Consider the following 17193-nt stretch of genomic DNA (forward strand, 5'->3'; position numbering starts at 1 on the left):
GTTCGATAGGTTCAGGGGCAGGGTGGTTATTTGAGCTCCAACAGCCGCTCGAGATAGCTGCGCTCGATATCGGGGCTCAGCGCATTGCCGAGCCGCTTGCGGATCGCTTCGAGGATCTGGCGGGCGCGCTGCACGTCGATCTCGTCCGGTACCTTCACCGAGTTGCCGTCGTCAGGGCCGTTGGTAGCGCGCGGCCGGCCGAGCGGATCACGGTCGGCGTCCTGCTGGCGGCCGCCTTGCTCGCTGCCGCCCTGGTCGCCCTGCATGGCCTGCAACTGTTTCATCATGTCCTTGGCGCCCTTGCGCAGCGCCTCCAGCGCTCGGCCCTGGTGGCCAACGGCCTGGTCGCCTTCGCCCTCGCCGAGCGCCTGTTCGGCATTGCCCATGGATTTGCCGGCCTCGCCAAATCCTTCATTGGGCTCCATGCCCAGGCCTTCGAGACCCTTCTTCAGCTGCTCAAGGTCGCTTTGCAGCTTGCCCTGGCCTTCCTGCAACTGCTTCAGCGCTTCAGCGAACTCCTGCGGCGTCATCGGCTTCTGCCGGGCGAGCGGGTCGCGGTCGTCACCCGGGCCGGGCTTGTCCTGATCCTGTCCGCCGCCATTTTCGCCAAGCTGCTCGTCGCGGTTCTGGCCGCGCTGACGCTGGCCGCGCTGCATCTGGTCCATGCGGAAGGTGTCGTTCATCATCTCCTGCTGGCGCCGCATGATCTCGCCGAGCTTGTCCATCTGCTGGCGCATCTCGCTGTCCTGCTGGTCGCCCTGTTGCTGGCGTCCGGCCTGCAGATTGTTCATCATGTCCTGCAGTTGCGACAGCAGCTCCTGCGCCTTGTCGCGATCGCCTGATTTCGCCAGATTCTCGATCTGGTCCATCATGCGGTCGATGTCGCTCTGGCGCAATTCCTGGCCGTTCTGCTGCATCTGCGGCGCGTTCGGATTCTGCTGCGCGCGCTGGGCGAATTCCTGCAGGAACTCGTTCATCGCCTCGCGCAGTTCCTTCATCGCCTTTTCGATTTCAGCATCGCTGGCGCCGTTCTTGATCGCGTCCTGCAGCGCCTGCTGCGCCTGGCGCAGCCGCTTCTCGGCGGCCGACAGATTGCCTTCCTCGATGCCGAGCGCGATTTCCCAGAGATAGGACACCTCGTTGCGCAGCTGATCGTCGCTGTCGGCCATCTTCAGCCGGCTGCGGGCGCTCATGATGGCGAGGTAGTGCGCCATGTTGTCGAACGTGTCTTCGGGGCGGATGGTGATCGCGTCCATCAAGTCGAGCACGTGGTTCTTGGCGTTGGCGTCGAGCGCCAGCAGGCGGCGCTGCTCGATCACCGCCCTTGCCAGCGGATTGGAGAATGGCCGCTCCGGCATCACCAGCGTCTTGGTCTCGCTGGTTGCGGTATGTCCGGCATCGTCGGTGGCGACCAGCGTCAGCTTGATGCTGTCGCCCGCCCAGACGTGCTCGGTCAGGTCCTTGGTGGTCTTGGCGACGTTGGTCTTGCCGCCGCGGCGCGGCAGCGCCAGCGGCAGTTCGGGCGGGCCGTAGAGCGGGTGGGCGGTGGGCGCCTGCGGGTCGGCCAGCGCGAAAACCGCCTTGCCGGTGGCCGCGCCATAATCGTCGTCTATCTGGTAGCTGAGTTCGAAGGCGCCGTTGGCGGCACGCTTTGGTTCGCCGACGAAATGGATCTGCGGCGGCTTGTCCGGGATCACTGTGAAAGCCCAGTGGCCAAGGTCGGCTTCGCCCGATTTCAGCGTCAGCGTGCCGTCAGCAGTCAGCTTGCCGGTGAACTGGCGCAGCTTGGGCGTGGCGGCCGCCGGCTTGGCCGTGGTGGCTTTCGGTCCGGCCGGGTCGATAATGCGGGCGTTGCCGCTGGCGTCGGCGTAGCTCAGCGTTTCCTCGCCCGAACCGCCGGTGACGCGCAGCGAGACGTCGCTGCCTTGCGGAACGTTAAAGGTCAAGGCGGCCTGATTGGCGTCAGCGGTGAGGAAGACCGGCGGCTTGCCGGTATAGGCAGGCGGCGTCACCCAGGCATCGATGCGCGGCGGAACCGTGTCGCGTGCCGCATGGGCATTGAAGCCGTCGCCTATCCGGCCGCCCGACGGTCCGAAGGAAAAGGCAAAGGCGGTGACCAACAAAAGGGCAGCCACGGCGCGCAGCCCCCATGGGTCGCGCTCCGGCACGCGCGTGCGCGGCAGGTCGGCGCCGAGGTTGCCGAGCTGGTCGGCCATGCGCTTCTGGTGCTCGCGCCACAGCGCCTGCGAAAAGCCGCTTTCCTTGCCGCTCGGCCGATCGGTCTGCACCAGCACGGGGCTGTGCAGCAAATTGTTGGCCGCTTCGATGCGGCGGTCGATCTCGGCAGCGGACGGCAGTTTGAAGAAACGCAGCGGATAGAGTGCCGCAAGGCCGGCGATGGCGAATGCGGCGACGAGGCCGATGCGCACCATGTCGGGCAAGCGGGGGAAGAGGCCAAGCCAGGAGATGCTGAGGAACAGGCTGGCGACGATGACCAGCGGCAGCAGCAACGGCCAGCCGCGCTCGACCGTCATCGAGACCCGCGTCGCCAGCCGGCTCAAGGCAAGGCGCCCGGCCAGGCCGCGATCGCTGCTGGAAGTGGGTCGTTGCGTCATCGGCCCTTCCTGTCCGGGCGGGATAGCCCGGACTCACGAACGGAAGTTTACCAGCAAACACGGCAAAGGCGAGGCGGCAGTTAAAACGTGAACAGGTCTTGTCGCGGTTGCGGCTAGAAATTCGCCGGATTTGCGTTGGCTCCGCAGACCAGCACGGCGACACGCTCGCCTGGCGATGGTTCGTAGCGGCCGGACAGGATCGCCGCGAAGGCGGCCGCACCACCCGGCTCGGAGATGATCCGCACCCGGTCCCACAGCGCTTTCTGCGCGGCGATGATGTCGTCGTCGCTGACCAGGAGGGAGCGTTCGACGAAGGCCTCGGCGATCGGGAACATCATTTCGCCGACGCGCTTGGGGGCCAGCGAATCGGCGGCGATGCCTTCCGCCGGTGCGTCGACCGGCTGGCCCGCCTCCAAAGCGCGGAAGAGTGTCGGAGCCCCTTCGGGCTCGACGGCGATGATGCGGATCCGGCCGGCAAACCAGGCGGCGATGCCGCCGATCAGGCCGCCGCCACCGACAGCGACCAGCAGCGTGTCGAGTTCGGGCAGGTCTGCCTCGATCTCGAGCCCGAGCGTGCCTTGGCCGACCAGCGTTTCCGCCTGGTTGAAGGCGTGGATCTGCAGCGCACCGGTCTTTTCCGCGAAGCTTTCACTGGCAGCCAGGGCCTCGGCATAGCGGGCGCCGCCGACAACCAGATCGGCGCCGTAGCCGCGGATGCGGTCCAGCTTTGCCTGCGGGCTGACTTCGGGAACGAAGATCGTTGCCTTGTGACCGAGCCGCATGGCGGCATAGGCGACCGCGGCGCCATGGTTGCCGCCCGAGGCGGCGACGACGCCGGCCTTGGGCACCGGACGTTCAAGCAGGTTGGTGAAGGCGCCGCGCGCCTTGAACGAGCCGGAATGCTGCAGGCTTTCGAGCTTCAGGTCGACGGCATGGGCGGGGCGGCCGAAATCGGCCATGTCGACCCGCAGTGTCGGCGTGTGGCGCACGAAGGGCCGGATGCGCGGCTCCATCGCGGCGATGCGCTCGCGGGTGATTGTGTTGCCGTCCGGCATGGTGCGCTCCTGACAAGATTGACATTGCTTAGTAACTTAGCAAAATGGCTAAATGCAAGAGGTTGATGTCTTCAAGGCGATCGCCAACGAGCGCAGGCTGCAGATCCTCGATTGGCTGAAGGATCCGCGCGCCCATTTCCCACGCCAGGTGGATGGCGATCTGGTCGAGGATGGCGTTTGCGCGCTGCTGATCGCCGAAAAGCTCGGCATCACCCAGGCGACGCTCAGCGAACATATGCGCGTACTCACCCAGGCCGGTCTTCTGCGCGCCAAGCGCATCAAGCAGTGGACATTCTACCGCCGTGACGAGGACAGGATTTCCGAAACCCGGTTGCTCGTTCAGCGCAGGCTGTAGCGCCGTAGGCTCTCTATTCCAGCCAGTCGGGAACTGAATCCAGTCCGATCAGCTCTTCATAGGTCTGGCGCGGGCGCACGACGTGGAAGCGGTCGCCGTCGACCAGCACTTCCGGTACCAGCAGGCGGGTGTTGTAGGTGCCGGCCTGCACGGCGCCATAGGCGCCGGCAGTAGAAATGGCGATGAGGTCGCCCGACTTCAGCCGGGGCAGGTCACGGTCGAGGCCGATATAATCGCCGGTCTCGCAGACCGGGCCGACCACGTCGACCATCATGCGCGGCGCCGCGGCCGGCTGCTGCTCCACCGGCCTGATCTCATGGAAGGCGTCATAGAGCGTCGGTCGGATCAGATCGTTCATTGCGGCGTCGACGACGAGGAAATTCTTGGCGTCGCCCTCCTTCACGAAGATCACTTCGGAGACGAGGATGCCGGCATTGCCAACGATCAGCCGGCCGGGTTCGAACATCACCTTGAGCCCGAGCCTGGTGACATGCTTCCTGACGATCTGCGCGTAGGCATCGGGCAAGGGCGGCGGGCTGTTGTCGACGCGGTAGGGAATGCCGAGGCCGCCGCCGAGATCGACATGCTCGATGGCATGGCCATCGGCGCGCAGCGCGCCGACCAATTCGACCAGCAGGGCGAAGGCATCGTCGAAAGGCTGCAGCTCGGTGATCTGGCTGCCAATATGGGTGTCGATGCCGGTGATCCTGATGCCGGGCAGCTGCGCTGCGCGGGCATAGATCTGCCGCGCCTTCTGCCAGGGAACACCGAACTTGTTCTCGGCCTTGCCGGTGGAGATCTTCTTGTGGGTCTTGGCGTCGACATCGGGATTGATGCGCAGCGAGATCGGCGCCACCTTGCCAAGGGCTGCGGCGCGGGCCGACAGCAAATCGAGCTCGGGTTCGGATTCGACGTTGAAGCAGAGGATGCCGGCCTCAAGCGCAAAGTCCATTTCGCGCGCGGTCTTTCCGACGCCCGAAAACAGGATCTTGTTTGCCGGAATGCCGGCGGCCAATGCGCGGCGCAATTCGCCTTCCGAGACGACGTCGGCGCCGGCGCCGAGTTTTGCCAGCGTGCGCAGCACCGCCTGGTTGGAATTAGCCTTCATGGCGTAGCAGACCAGCGTGTCCAGCCCGGCGAAGGCTTGCGCGAAGACGCGGAAATGCCTGGTCAGCGTTGCTGTCGAATAGCAGTAGAACGGCGTGCCGACGTTGGCCGCGATGTCTGGTATCGCCACGTCCTCGGCATGCAGCACGCCGTCGCGGTAGTCGAAATGGTTCACGAGAGTGGTTCCGGAAAGATCAGAGAAGCGGGTCGAGAATGAACTTCTTGTCCTCGATCGGTTTTTCCGGCTCGGGCGGCACGGGCTGCTTGGCCCGCTCGGCATCCTTGCGTGCCTGCACGGCCGCTTCGTAAGGCGTGTCGAGACCGGCCTTCCTGCCGCAGGCCGTAACGGCGGTAAGCGCCGCAAGCAGCGTCAGCGTCACCAAAATCCTGCTTCCGGTCATCGATCCATCCGTCCGAAACTCTTTGTCCGCCGCTGCTTTTAGCCGAGTTTTCGGCGCATTGCACCCCGGCCTATGCTTTCGCCAGCCGCTTTTTCCAGGCGCGGATCTGCTTCCTCACTTCCGAGGGCGCGGTGCCGCCGAAGCTGACGCGGCTTTTCACCGAATTCTGCACGGCAAGCACCGAGAAGATGTCGGCGGTGATGCCGGGGTTTATCTCCTGCAAGTCCTCCAGCGACAGCCTGTCCAGGCCGATTTTTTTCTCTTCGGCCAGCGCCACGGCGCGGCCGGTGATGTGATGCGCCTCGCGGAACGGCAGGCCGAGCGTGCGCACCAGCCAGTCGGCAAGGTCGGTGGCGGTGGAATAGCCGGCGCCGGCGGCCTTTTTCATGGCGGCGGCGTTTACCGTCATGTCGCGCACCATGCCGGTCATCGCCGCCAGCATCAGGTCGAGCGTCTCGGCGGCGTCGAAGACGGATTCCTTGTCTTCCTGCATGTCCTTGCCATAGGTCAACGGCATGCCCTTCATCACCGTCAAAAGGCCGACCAGATGGCCGGTGACGCGGCCGGTCTTGCCGCGCACCAGCTCGGCGGCGTCGGGGTTCTTCTTCTGCGGCATGATCGAGGAGCCGGTGGAAAAGCTATCCGACAGCCTGACGAAGCCGAATTGCGGCGTCGACCAGATGATGATCTCTTCGGCCAGCCGCGACAGATGCGTCGCGCAGATCGCCGCCATGGCGAGGAACTCCAGCGCGAAATCGCGGTCCGAAACACTGTCCAGCGAATTGCGCATAGGCTCGCGGAAACCGAGGTTTTTTGCCGTCTGGTGGCGGTCGATCGGAAAGCTGGTGCCGGCAAGGGCGGCCGCACCGAGCGGGCTTTCGTCCATCCGCTCGATGGCGTCGCGGACGCGTGACAGGTCGCGCGCAAACATCTCGACATAGGCCATGCAATGATGGCCGAAGGTCACCGGCTGCGCCGCCTGCATGTGGGTGAAGCCCGGCATCACCGTTGCCGCATGCTCCTCGGCCCGTTCCAGGAAGGCCGCGATCAGGCCCTTCAACGCCTCGGCGACGCGAAAGCATTCGTCCTTGACCCACAGCCTGAGGTCGACCGCCACCTGGTCGTTGCGCGAGCGGGCGGTGTGCAGGCGGCCGGCGGCCGGGCCGATCAGATCGGCAAGCCGGGCCTCGACATTCATGTGGATGTCTTCCAGCCGGGTCGAGAATTCGAATGTGCCGGCCTCGATCTCTTTCAGAATCGTGTTTAGCCCGTGAGCGATTTTTTCTTGATCGGCCGCCGAAATAATGCCCGTTTGCGCCAGCATCTGGCTGTGGGCGATCGAGCCGCGAATGTCTTGAGCATAGAGTTTGCGGTCGAACGAGATCGACGCGTTGATCGCTTCCATGATCGCGGCCGGACCCGAGGCAAAACGTCCGCCCCACATCTGGTTGCTGGCCTTCTTGTCGCTCATCGCTATAACCCGTGCTCCGGAGCAGTTTTTAGAAAATGGCAGACGGCAATAGATTCTTCCCGGCCCCGCGCCTGATCCTTGCAGCCTTGGTGGCGGGCGTGTTGGCTGGCGCGGTCGCGGTATATGTCAGCGAGAGCGGTTCTGGCAACAACGCTCCGGCACAGATCGCTGCCGGCGACAGCAAGGACGACGTCGCGTGCGCCGCCAAGAGCGAGCGCGCGAAGAAGGTCGCGGCCGCGGCCACCGGCCAGGTTGCCGCGCTTTTGCCGGCCGATCCGCCGCAATCGCTGAAAAGCCTCGCCTTCAATGGTCCTGACGGCAAGCCGATGACGATCGCCGATCATGCCGGCAAGACGGTGCTGCTCAATCTGTGGGCGACGTGGTGCGCGCCTTGCCGCGCCGAGATGCCGGCGCTGGATGCACTGCAGAAGGAAAAGGGCAGTGACGCCTTCCAGGTCATCGCGGTCAATGTCGATGCCGGCGACGACGTCAAGCCGAAGAAGTTCCTCAAGGAGACTGGCGTCGAAGCGCTCGGCTACTATCGCGATGCGACGATGGGACTGTTCAACGAGGTCAAGACGCGCGGCCTGGCACTCGGCCTGCCGGTCACCATGCTGATCGACGGGCAAGGCTGCCTGATCGCCCATATGAACGGCCCGGCCGAATGGTCGGGGCCGGATGCGAGGAGACTGGTCGAAGCGGCACTTGGCAGCTAAGGCCGGAGACGCCGCCGGCCATTCGGCTGACATGCGACCGCTGCGATACCCTGCATTTCATTCATCCAATAGAGCTCGATTTGAGCAGCGCCTCTCCCCGGCCTTTACGCCGCTGCGCAGTGCCCTAGCTAGTCAATGGCGCCGATATAACGGGCTCATTTTCGTCGCGGCGCAAGTCGTCCCGGGAGGAGAAAAATGCCTGTCCGCAGGTCGAAAAGGGCACAACAGAACTGTCACATACATTCTCTAAGAGACGGTCAGGGACCCGCGCGACGATCCTTGAAACGAACCACTCAACAGGGAATGAGATTCATGTCGATGATCAAAAAGAGCCTGGCGGCTGTGGCCGCCGGCGCAATCAGCGTTTCCATGGCGCTGCCCGCTGCCGCGGAGCCGACCAAGTTCGATTTCTGGTTCGGCCTGTCGGGCGATCTGGCGCGCGTCGTCGATACGATGTGCAAGAACTTCAATGCATCGCAATCCGACTATGAAGTCGTTTGCACCAGCCAGGGCAACTACGATGCCACGCTGCAGAACACCATCGCCGCCTTCCGCGCCGGCAAGCAGCCTGCCATCGTCCAGGTCTATGATGTCGGCACCGCCACCATGATGCTTTCGGGCGCCTACAAGCCGGCCGACAAGCTGATGGAAGAGAACGGCTACAAGATCGACTATGCCGACTATTTCCCCGGCATCGCGCGCTACTACGCCACGTCGAAGGGCGAGATGCTGTCGTTCCCGTTCAATTCCTCGACCCCGCTGATGTACTGGAACAAGGACGCCTTCGCCAAGATCGGCAAGACCGAAGCGCCGAAGACCTGGGAAGATGTCGGCGCCGACCTGCAGGCGCTCAAGGACGCCGGCTATGAGTGCCCGATGGCGATCAACATCTCAGCCAACGAAAGCTGGCAGCTGATGGAGCAGTTCTCTGCCATCCACAACCAGCCGATCGCCACCAAGAACAACGGCTATGACGGTCTCGACGCCCGCCTCGAAGTCAACAAGACCAAGTTCGTGCAGTACGTCACCGATCTGAAGAAGTGGTATGATGCCGGCCTCATCAAGATCAAGTCCAAGGACCTTGGCCAGGATATGGTCCAGGCCTTCGCGTCCGGCACCTGCCAGGTGATCATGACCTCGGTCGGCGACCACGGCACGGTCGGCAAGACGCAGAAGGCAGGCATGAACTGGGATGTCGCCGAACTGCCGGTCTATGCCGGCACCGAGCGCAAGAACTCGCTGGTCGGCGGCGCCTCGCTGTGGGTTCTCTCCGGCAAGTCGGATGCGGAATACAAGGGCGCGGCTGCGTTCCTCAACTTCATCCATGATCCCAAGACCGCTTTGTTCTGGTCGACCAACACCGGCTATATCCCGGTGACCAAGTCGGGCTTCGAGTATCTGAAGTCCCAAGGTTTCTACGACAAGGCGCCCTACAAGGGCCGTGAAACCGCGATCGCCAGTCTGACCGCCTCGGAGCCGACCGAAATCACCCGCGGCATCCGGCTTGGCAATTTCACCCAGATCCGCGCCGAGTTCGGCACGCAGATGCAGGCAATCTTCGCCAACAAGGTCAGCGTCCAGGAGGGCCTCGACACGCTGGTCAAGAATGGCGACGCCATCCTCGAGCGCTTCCAGCAGACCTATCCGGGCAAGATGCTGCCCTGATTTCACGCGCTGCCAAGGCCGCCCGCCGAAAAATCGACGGGCGGCCGTTTCACATCTAGTCTCTTCACTTGAAGGCGGGCTGGCGGTTCAACGTCGGCGGATCGATGGAAAAACGCGTTACGTTCAGCAGATGGACCATAGGCATCCTGTTTGCGGTGCCGCAGCTGCTTTTGATCTTTACCTTCTTCTACTGGCCGGCCGGCCAGGCGGTCTATTGGTCGCTGACGCTGCAGCAGCCATGGGGCGGCGGCAACATCTGGGTCGGGCTGGACAATTTCCGCGCGATCCTGTCCAGCGCCGATTACTGGAATTCGATCAGCGCCAGCCTGGTCTTTGCCGGCATCAGCACCGGGCTTGCCATGTTCATCGCGCTGGTTCTGGCCGCGCTGACCGACCGGCAGCTTGCCGGCTCACGGTTTTATCGCGTCGTGCTGATCTGGCCCTACGGCATCGCAGCGCCGGCGCTGGCGCTCGCCTTCCGCTTCATCCTGGCGCCGGAAGCCGGCTTCATGGCCGTCGTCAACAAGATGTGGCCCGGATTCTGGGATCCCGGCCTCGACGGCACCGACGCGATGGCCTCGATCATCGCCGCCTTCTCGTGGAAATATGTCGGCTACAACTTCATCTTCTTCCTGGCCGCGTTCCAGGCCATTCCGCGCTCCTTGATCGAGGCGTCGGCCATGGACGGCGCCGGTGTCGTCAGGCGGTTCTGGGATATCCAGTTTCCGCTGATCACGCCGACGATCTTCTTCCTGCTGGTCATCAACATCACCGAGAGCTTTCAGGATTCCTTCGGCATCGTCGACATCATGACATCGGGCGGGCCGGCGAACGCCACCAACCTGATGGTCTACAAGATCTATTCCGACGGCTTCAAAGGCCTCGATTATTCAGGCGCCGCCGCACAAAGCATCATCCTTATGCTGCTCATCGTCGTGCTCACCATCTTCCAGTTCCGCTTCATCGAGCGGCGCGTGCACTACAGGTGATGTCGAGATGGTAGAGCGCACACCGTTCCTGAATTTCTTCACGCATGTGATCCTGTTCGTCGGCTTCGTGTTTTGCGTGGCGCCGTTCGCGATCGTGGCCATTGCGGCGTCGCACAACCTCAAGGACGTCAATGATGTGCCGATGTCGCTGCTGCCGGGCAGCGATTTCTGGGTCAACATCAAGACGGCATGGATAACGGCCGATCTCGGGCCGAAGCTGCTCAACAGCTTCATCATGGCGGCCGGCGTCGCCGCCGGCAAAGTGATCATCTCGGCGCTTACCGCCTTCTCGATCGTCTATTTCCGGTTTCCCGGCCGCACCCTCATTTTCTGGCTGATTTTCGTAACGCTGATGCTGCCGCTGGAGGTGCGCATCGTGCCGACCTACGCGGTCGTCGCCAACGTGCTCGAGCCCTACCAGACGATCATGGATCTGACCGGTCTATCGTGGCTGATCGAGAAGGTCTCGGGCGTGCATGTCGCGCTCAACCTGGGGATGCTCAATTCCTATCCCGGCCTGATCCTGCCGCTGATCGCCACCGCCACCGGTACCTTCCTCTATCGGCAGTTCTTTCTGACCGTGCCGGACGAATTGACCGAGGCCGCGCGCATGGATGGCGCCGGCCCGTTGCGCTTCTTCATCGACATCCTGCTGCCGCTGTCGCGCAACAACATGGCGGCGCTCGGGACGATCATGTTCCTGTGGGCGTGGAACCAGTATCTGTGGCCGCTGCTCATCACCACCGACCAGTCGCACGCGACGGCGGTCACCGAGCTCAAGCAGCTCATTCCGAACGTCGGCGGCATTCCGGAATGGAACATCGCCATGGCCGGCACGCTGATCGTCATGCTGCCGCCGCTGATCGTCGTCGTCGCCATGCAGCGCTGGTTCGTGCGTGGCCTGATCGCCACCGAAAAGTGACTTCAAAAGGAGATAGCTGATGGCCTCCATCACCATTCGCGGCGTCACGAAAAGCTATGCCAAGTCGCAGGTCGTGCATGGCGTCGATCTCGACATCGCGTCGGGCGAATTCGTCGTCATCCTCGGACCTTCCGGCTGCGGCAAGTCCACGCTGCTCAGGATGATCGCCGGCCTGGAAGAGATTTCCGGCGGCGAGATCGCCATCGACGGTACCGTCGTCAACAAGCTCGAGCCGCGCGAGCGCGGCTGCGCCATGGTGTTCCAGAACTACGCGCTCTATCCGCATATGAGCGTGGCGCAGAACATCGGCTATTCGCTCAAGGTGGCCGGTGTTCCCGCCGCCGAAAGGACACAGCGCATCCAGGCGGTGGCGCGCACGCTCGAGCTCGAACAGTTGCTCGATCGCAAGCCGATGGCGCTTTCCGGCGGTCAAAGGCAGCGTGTCGCGATGGGGCGCGCCATGATCCGCGAACCGAAGGTGTTCCTGTTCGACGAACCGCTGTCCAACCTCGACGCCAAGCTGCGCGTCCAGATGCGCTCGGAGATCCGCAAGCTGCACCGCCGGCTGAACGCGACCTCGGTGTTCGTCACCCATGACCAGGTCGAAGCGATGACGCTCGCCGACCGGCTGGTGGTGATGAACGGCGGCCGCGTCGAACAGGTCGGCACGCCGGGCGAAATCTACAAACGTCCGGCGAGCCGTTTCGTGGCCACCTTTGTCGGCGCGCCGGCGATGAACATCCTCGAGGGCGTGGTCACGCTGGACGGGCTGTCGCTGCTTGGCGGCAGCCGCAAGCTCAACGTTTCCCGCGCGGGCCTGCAGGTCGGCACCGAGATCGCGGTCGGCATCCGTCCGGAAGCCGTTCGGCTGGTCGCGCCCGGCTCGCCGGGCGCGCTCGATGCAACCGTCGACCTCGTCGAGGAACTGGGCGCCGGCCGGGTCATTTATGTCGATCTCGACGGTGCGCCGTTTTCCGTGGTCACCTCCGAGGCCGTCCATCCGCAGCCAGGCACCGCCGTCGGCGTGCTGTTTTCACAGGCCGACATGCATCTCTTCTCGTCGCAGACGGGCAAACGTCTCGATGACATCAGAGCGCCGACACCGGTCCCGGCACTTTGAACGGACAGCGCAATCATCTTCTGAAGCCATGAACGGGTTGTCGAATGAAAATCATCCAGGTCTCGGATCTTCATCTTGGCCGACGCGGCGAGCTCCACTTTGGCGTCGATCTGCACCAGCGGCTTGAGCGGTGCATTGCGCACATCAATGCGCGTCATGCCGATGCCGCGCTTTGCGTCTTCACCGGCGATCTGACCGACGCCGGAGAGCCCGGCGCCTACGCCGATCTCAAGGCGGCCCTGCAGGCGCTTTCAGTGCCGTACCGGCTGCTGCCGGGCAACCATGACAAGCGGGCCAACCTCGTCGCCGCCTTTCCCGAACATCCGCTCGACGATAACGGTTTCGTGCAGTCAGTCTACGATAGCGCGGAAGCACCATTGCTGTTCCTCGACAGCCTCGCTGAAGGACGCGTCACCGGCGAACTCTGCGACATCAGGCTTGCCTGGCTCGACGCCCGGCTCGGCGAGGCGGCGGGGCGGCAGGCCTATATCTTCCTGCATCATCCGCCGGTCGAGCTCGGCATGCCGCTGCTCGACCCACTCGGACTTGAACAGAAGCAGCGCTTCCTCGACCTTTTGACGCGCCACGGCAATGTCGGCCATATCTTCTTCGGCCACGTCCATCGCGACATTGCCGGCACGGTCGCCGGCATCCCGTTCACCGCGCAGCGCGGCCTGCATGCCCGCTTCATGCTCGACCTGGTCGGCGAGGAGGTCGTCGAGCAGGCGCCGCCGACCTACGGGATCATTCTCATCGATGCTGCCGCCCGACGGCTCGTCGTGCACAACAACGACTTCCTCGAAAATTGGCCGCTCTGGTCACCGGCGACTGGCGAAAGGGTTTCCTAAGCGCCAAACACGTGCGCCTTGCCGGTCACGGTCAGGCGGACGATCTCGCCGACTGTCGGCGCGTCCATGCCGGGCTTGCGCAGGATCAATGGCGTGTTGCCGATCGCGGCCGCGTCCGGCGGATCGGGACTGTTCAGCAGCCGAACGGCGATGGTGCACATCGAGCCGGCAAATTCCGAGTCCGTCACCTCGCCGAACAGCATGTCCGGCGTGCCCGACATGCCTTCGCGTGATGTCCTTTTCACCGATATCTGCTCCGGCCGCAGCATGATGCGGGCGAGATCGCGCCGCTCGGTGGTGTCGACGGCGACGCGGCCAAGCGGCGAGTTGGCGAAGCCATCGGCAATCTTGGCCGGCAGAATGATGGCCTCGCCGAGGAACTCGGCGATCATCCGGTCTTTCGGCTTGAGATAGAGTTCGCGCGGCGTGCCGACCTGCGAAAACTTGCCGTCGCGCATCACCGCCACCTGGCTGGCAAAGGACAGCGCCTCGGCCTGGTCGTGCGTCACCAGGATGGTGGTGATGCCGGCGGCTTCCAGCAGCTCGGCCACCGCCTTGCGCATCGAGGCGCGCAACGCGGTATCCAATGCCGAGAACGGCTCGTCGAGCAGCATCAGACGCGGCTTCATGGCCATGGCGCGTGCCAGGGCGACACGCTGCTGCTGGCCGCCGGAGAGCTCGTGCGGCCGGCGCTTCAGGATCGCCTTGTCGAGCCCGACGATGTAGGCGAGCTCGACGATGCGCTCGCTGCGCCTGTCCGCATGGCGGTCCATGCCGAAGCCGATATTGTCGGCGATGGTCAGATGCGGGAACAGGGCGCCGTCCTGCGCCACCACACCGATGCCGCGGCGATGCGCCGGCACGGCCGTGCCGCCATTGGCCAACAGCTGGCCATCGAGCACGATGCGGCCCCGGTCCGGCGCTTCAAAGCCGGCGATCAGTCGCAACAGGGTGGTCTTGCCGCAGCCCGAGGGGCCGACGATCGCCGTGCGGCTGCCACTGACCACGCTGAGGTCGACGCCGGCGAGAGCGGCCACCGGGCCATAGTGCTTGTGCACGCCTTCGAGTTCGAGAAAGCTCATCGCCCGGCCATCCGTTTCGACTGGACGTAGAGCAGCCAGGTCAGCGGCAGCGACATCGCCACCATGATGAAGGCATAGGGCGCAGCCGAGGCATAGTCGATCTCGCCGCTGTAGGACCAGAACGCCATTGCCAGCGTGCGGGTGCCGTTGGGCGCCAACATCTGGGTTGCGGTCAACTCGTTCATGATGCCGAGCGCGACCAGCGCCATGCCGGCCGCCGCCCCCGGCGCCGACAGCCGGATCGTCGTCGACCACAGCGCCTTGAGTGGCGAGCGGCCGAGGCTGGAGGCGGCGCGTTCGAGCTCGATCGGCGCCTGCGCGATCGACGCCCGCAGGCTGACCAGGGCACGCGGCAGGAACATCAGGGCATAGGCGACAAGGATGGTGAACAGGGACTGATAGAGCGGCATGGCGATGCGCACGGTGATGGTGACCAGCGCCAGCGCCACGACGACGCCAGGCAGCGAGCCGACGATGTAGTTACAGCCTTCCAGAAGGCGCTGCAGCCGTCCCGGCGCGCGGATCGAGATCCACGCCATCGGCATGGCGGCTATCGTTGCGAGCAGCGCCCCGGCGAGCGCCAGGAACAGCGTCTGGCCGAGCGCCAGGCCGATCTCGTCGAATCGCCAGACCTCGGCGCCACCCGCCGCAAGCCAGCGGCCGATGGTGACGAACGGCACGCCGATCGCCAGCAGCGAGGTGATGGCCGGCAGCGCCAGGCAAGGGACGGTGTAGCTGCCCAGGTTGGTGCGTTGCTGGTGGCGCGCGGCGCCCGAGCCGACGCGGGCGTAGCGTTCCTCGCCGCGCACCAGTACCTCCAGGCCGAGCAGCACGAAGCAGCATGTCACCAGAACGCCGGCCAGCATGTTGGCGGCCGGGCCGTTGAAGGTCGACTGGAACTGGTCGACGATCGCCGTGGTGAAGGTGTCGAAGCGGATGAAGACGTAGAGGCCGTATTCGGCCAGCAGATGCAGGCCGACCAGGAGCGAACCGCCACAGAGCGCAAGCCTGAGCTGCGGCAGCACGACCCGGGCGAACACGCGCCACGGGCCGAGACCGAGCGCTGCCGCGGCGTCCTCGAGAGCGGGATCGAGACGGCGCAGCGCCGCCGCCACCGGCAGATAGAGGAACGGGAAATAAGCGATGACGGAAACCAGAACGCCGGCCCACAGGCCGTGCAATCCCGGCACCAGGGTGATCCAGGCATAGGAGTGGACGAAAGCAGGGATGGCGAGCGGCGCCACCGCCAGCCAGGCCCACAGGCGAGCACCCGGCAGATCGCTGCGCTCGGTCAGCCAGGCCAGCGCCACCGACAGCACGATGGCGATCGGCACGGCCAATGCCACCAGCAGCACGGTGTTGACCAGAAGTTCGCCGACGCGCGGCCGGAAGACCAGCGCGGCTACCGTTTCCCAGCCGGTCTGCACCGCGATCCAGATGATGAAGGCAAGTGGCAGCAGGGAGAACAGCGAGATAAGAATGGCCACGAGCACTATCCAGGACATCGGCTGTCGCCGCCCCGCGACCCTGTGGGCCGGCAAGCCTGAACGTGCAAGATCGACCGCAGGCATCAGCTCAGACGCCGCGCTGCCGCTGCCCGCTGGCGGGAGCGACTGAGGGACCGCAGGCGCGGCCGGATACGCAGCGTGTCGTCATGGACCAATGCCATCTCGAAAACAGAGCGCTCCTGCGGATTGCCGCAGGAGCGCAGTCGTTGCCCTTTTAGGACGAAAGCGGACTAAAGCAAGCCGGCTGCCGTCATCAGATCGGTCACCTTCTTCGAGTTCAGCGTCGTCGGATCGACCTTCGGCGCCTGCAGGTCGGCCAGCGGCACCAGCTTAGGATTGGACTCCGCACCCTTGCCGACGGCGTATTCGAAGGAATTGCCGGTCTTCAGCACCTCCTGGCCACCCTTGCCGGTCACCCATTTCAGGAAGGCCTGGGCTTCCTTCTGATGCTTGCTCGAGGCCAGCACGCCGCCGCCGGAAATCGAGACGAAAGCGCCCGGATCCTGGTTCTTGAAATAGTGCAGCGCGACGTTCTTGCTGTTCTCGCCAGTCTTGGCCTGATCGCCGAAATAGTAATAGTGATAGATCACGCCGCCTTCGATCTCGCCGGCATTGACCGCCTTCATCACAGTGCTGTTGCCCTTGTAGGCGGTGAAGTTCTCCTTCATCGCCTTCAGCCAGTCGGCCGTGGCGGCCTCGCCCTTAAGCTGAAGCAAAGCGCTGACGATCGCCTGGAAATCGGCGCCAGAGGGCGAAGCGGCCCAGCGGCCCTTCCAGGTGGGATCGGCGAGATCGAGCATCGATTTGGGCAATTGGTCGGTGGTCAGTTTGGTCTTGTTGTAGGCAAAGACGGTGCTGCGCGCGGCGACACCGACCCATTTGCCGCTGGCCGGCTGGAAATCCTGGGGAACCTGCGCCAGCGTGTCGGCGTCGACCGGCGCGAACAGGCCTGACGTTTCGACCAGCACCATGGCTGGCGAGTTTTCGGTCAGGAACACGTCTGCCGGCGAAGAGGCGCCTTCGGCGACGATCTGGTTGGAGAAATCGCTGTCGCCGCCATTGCGGACGGTGACCTTGATGCCGGTTTCCTTGGTGAAGCCTTCCGCCCAGGCCTTGGTCAGATTCTCGTGCTGGGCGTTGTAGACGACAATGCCGTCTTCCTGCGCCACCGCCGGACCGGCGATCAGGCTGATTGCCAGCGCGGTGGCGCCGGCAAGGGTGGAAAGAGCATATTTCATGGGCATCGTCCTCGATCTCGATGGTCTTTGGCTTGGCACGGCTGCACCTATCAATACATGATTATCATAGTCAACATTGATGGGCTGCTTCAATCGGTCGC

At 64.2% G+C, this 17193-nt stretch carries 15 protein-coding genes; 7 read left to right on the plus strand and 8 right to left on the minus strand.

The window, feature by feature from the left end; genetic code table 11:
• Positions 1-26: 26 nt before the first annotated feature.
• Together AC1DVW_RS19825 and AC1DVW_RS19830 are read right to left on the minus strand one after the other, a co-directional pair.
• Positions 27-2615 carry a TIGR02302 family protein gene (locus AC1DVW_RS19825; RefSeq protein WP_477270997.1) on the minus strand — a complete coding sequence of 863 codons (2589 nt, stop codon included), beginning with the start codon at positions 2613-2615 and terminating at the stop codon, positions 27-29.
• Positions 2616-2728: 113 nt separating this feature from the next.
• Positions 2729-3670: a threonine/serine dehydratase gene (locus tag AC1DVW_RS19830; RefSeq protein WP_477246552.1), complete on the minus strand. Its 942-nt coding sequence runs from the start codon at positions 3668-3670 to the stop codon at positions 2729-2731.
• Positions 3671-3722: 52 nt separating this feature from the next.
• Here AC1DVW_RS19830 and AC1DVW_RS19835 point away from each other — a divergent pair, with 52 nt between their 5' ends.
• On the plus strand, positions 3723-4025 hold the full coding sequence (locus tag AC1DVW_RS19835; protein WP_477325259.1) for an ArsR/SmtB family transcription factor: 303 nt from the start codon (positions 3723-3725) through the stop codon (positions 4023-4025).
• 13 nt (positions 4026-4038) lie between these two features.
• Here AC1DVW_RS19835 and lysA read toward each other — a convergent pair whose 3' ends face one another.
• The 3 genes from lysA to argH all read right to left on the minus strand — a co-directional run bounded on the left by lysA (position 4039) and on the right by argH (position 7004).
• Entirely contained in the window at positions 4039-5307 is a 1269-nt protein-coding gene (gene lysA / locus AC1DVW_RS19840) for a diaminopimelate decarboxylase (protein WP_477325261.1), read from the minus strand.
• Between the two features lie 19 nt (positions 5308-5326).
• The gene (locus AC1DVW_RS19845) at positions 5327-5533 is read right to left on the minus strand and encodes a hypothetical protein (protein WP_477325262.1); all 207 of its coding nucleotides are present in this window, start codon (positions 5531-5533) and stop codon (positions 5327-5329) included.
• A 70-nt stretch (positions 5534-5603) separates the two neighbouring features.
• The gene (gene argH / locus AC1DVW_RS19850; RefSeq protein ID WP_477325264.1) at positions 5604-7004 is read right to left on the minus strand and encodes an argininosuccinate lyase; all 1401 of its coding nucleotides are present in this window, start codon (positions 7002-7004) and stop codon (positions 5604-5606) included.
• A 35-nt stretch (positions 7005-7039) separates the two neighbouring features.
• Between argH and tlpA the strand changes: the two genes are divergently transcribed.
• From tlpA to AC1DVW_RS19880, 6 genes are all read left to right on the plus strand, one after another.
• Complete coding sequence (gene tlpA / locus AC1DVW_RS19855; protein ID WP_477325265.1) at positions 7040-7720, plus strand: thiol:disulfide interchange protein TlpA; 681 nt, start codon at positions 7040-7042, stop codon at positions 7718-7720.
• Positions 7721-8038: 318 nt separating this feature from the next.
• Positions 8039-9385, plus strand: a complete 1347-nt coding sequence (locus AC1DVW_RS19860; RefSeq protein WP_477325352.1) for an extracellular solute-binding protein — start codon at positions 8039-8041, stop codon at positions 9383-9385.
• 104 nt (positions 9386-9489) lie between these two features.
• Positions 9490-10374: a carbohydrate ABC transporter permease gene (locus AC1DVW_RS19865; RefSeq protein ID WP_477246565.1), complete on the plus strand. Its 885-nt coding sequence runs from the start codon at positions 9490-9492 to the stop codon at positions 10372-10374.
• Between the two features lie 7 nt (positions 10375-10381).
• Positions 10382-11296: an ABC transporter permease subunit gene (locus tag AC1DVW_RS19870; RefSeq protein WP_477325267.1), complete on the plus strand. Its 915-nt coding sequence runs from the start codon at positions 10382-10384 to the stop codon at positions 11294-11296.
• Positions 11297-11315: 19 nt separating this feature from the next.
• Positions 11316-12416: a sn-glycerol-3-phosphate ABC transporter ATP-binding protein UgpC gene (gene ugpC / locus AC1DVW_RS19875; protein ID WP_477325269.1), complete on the plus strand. Its 1101-nt coding sequence runs from the start codon at positions 11316-11318 to the stop codon at positions 12414-12416.
• 44 nt (positions 12417-12460) lie between these two features.
• Complete coding sequence (locus AC1DVW_RS19880) at positions 12461-13264, plus strand: phosphodiesterase (RefSeq protein ID WP_477325271.1); 804 nt, start codon at positions 12461-12463, stop codon at positions 13262-13264.
• Here AC1DVW_RS19880 and AC1DVW_RS19885 read toward each other — a convergent pair.
• From AC1DVW_RS19885 to AC1DVW_RS19895, 3 genes are all read right to left on the minus strand, one after another.
• A complete protein-coding gene (locus tag AC1DVW_RS19885) occupies positions 13261-14346 on the minus strand; it encodes an ABC transporter ATP-binding protein (RefSeq protein ID WP_477325273.1) in 1086 nt (361 codons plus the stop codon). The two genes, AC1DVW_RS19880 and AC1DVW_RS19885, sit on opposite strands and share 4 nt — an antisense overlap.
• Complete coding sequence (locus tag AC1DVW_RS19890; protein WP_477325275.1) at positions 14343-15851, minus strand: ABC transporter permease; 1509 nt, start codon at positions 15849-15851, stop codon at positions 14343-14345. The genes AC1DVW_RS19885 and AC1DVW_RS19890 overlap by 4 nt, the downstream gene beginning before the upstream one ends.
• Positions 15852-16084: 233 nt before the next feature.
• A complete protein-coding gene (locus AC1DVW_RS19895; protein ID WP_477325277.1) occupies positions 16085-17092 on the minus strand; it encodes an iron ABC transporter substrate-binding protein in 1008 nt (335 codons plus the stop codon).
• Between the last annotated feature and the right edge of the window lie 101 nt (positions 17093-17193).

Source organism: Mesorhizobium sp. P3_B5 (assembly GCF_056402815.1).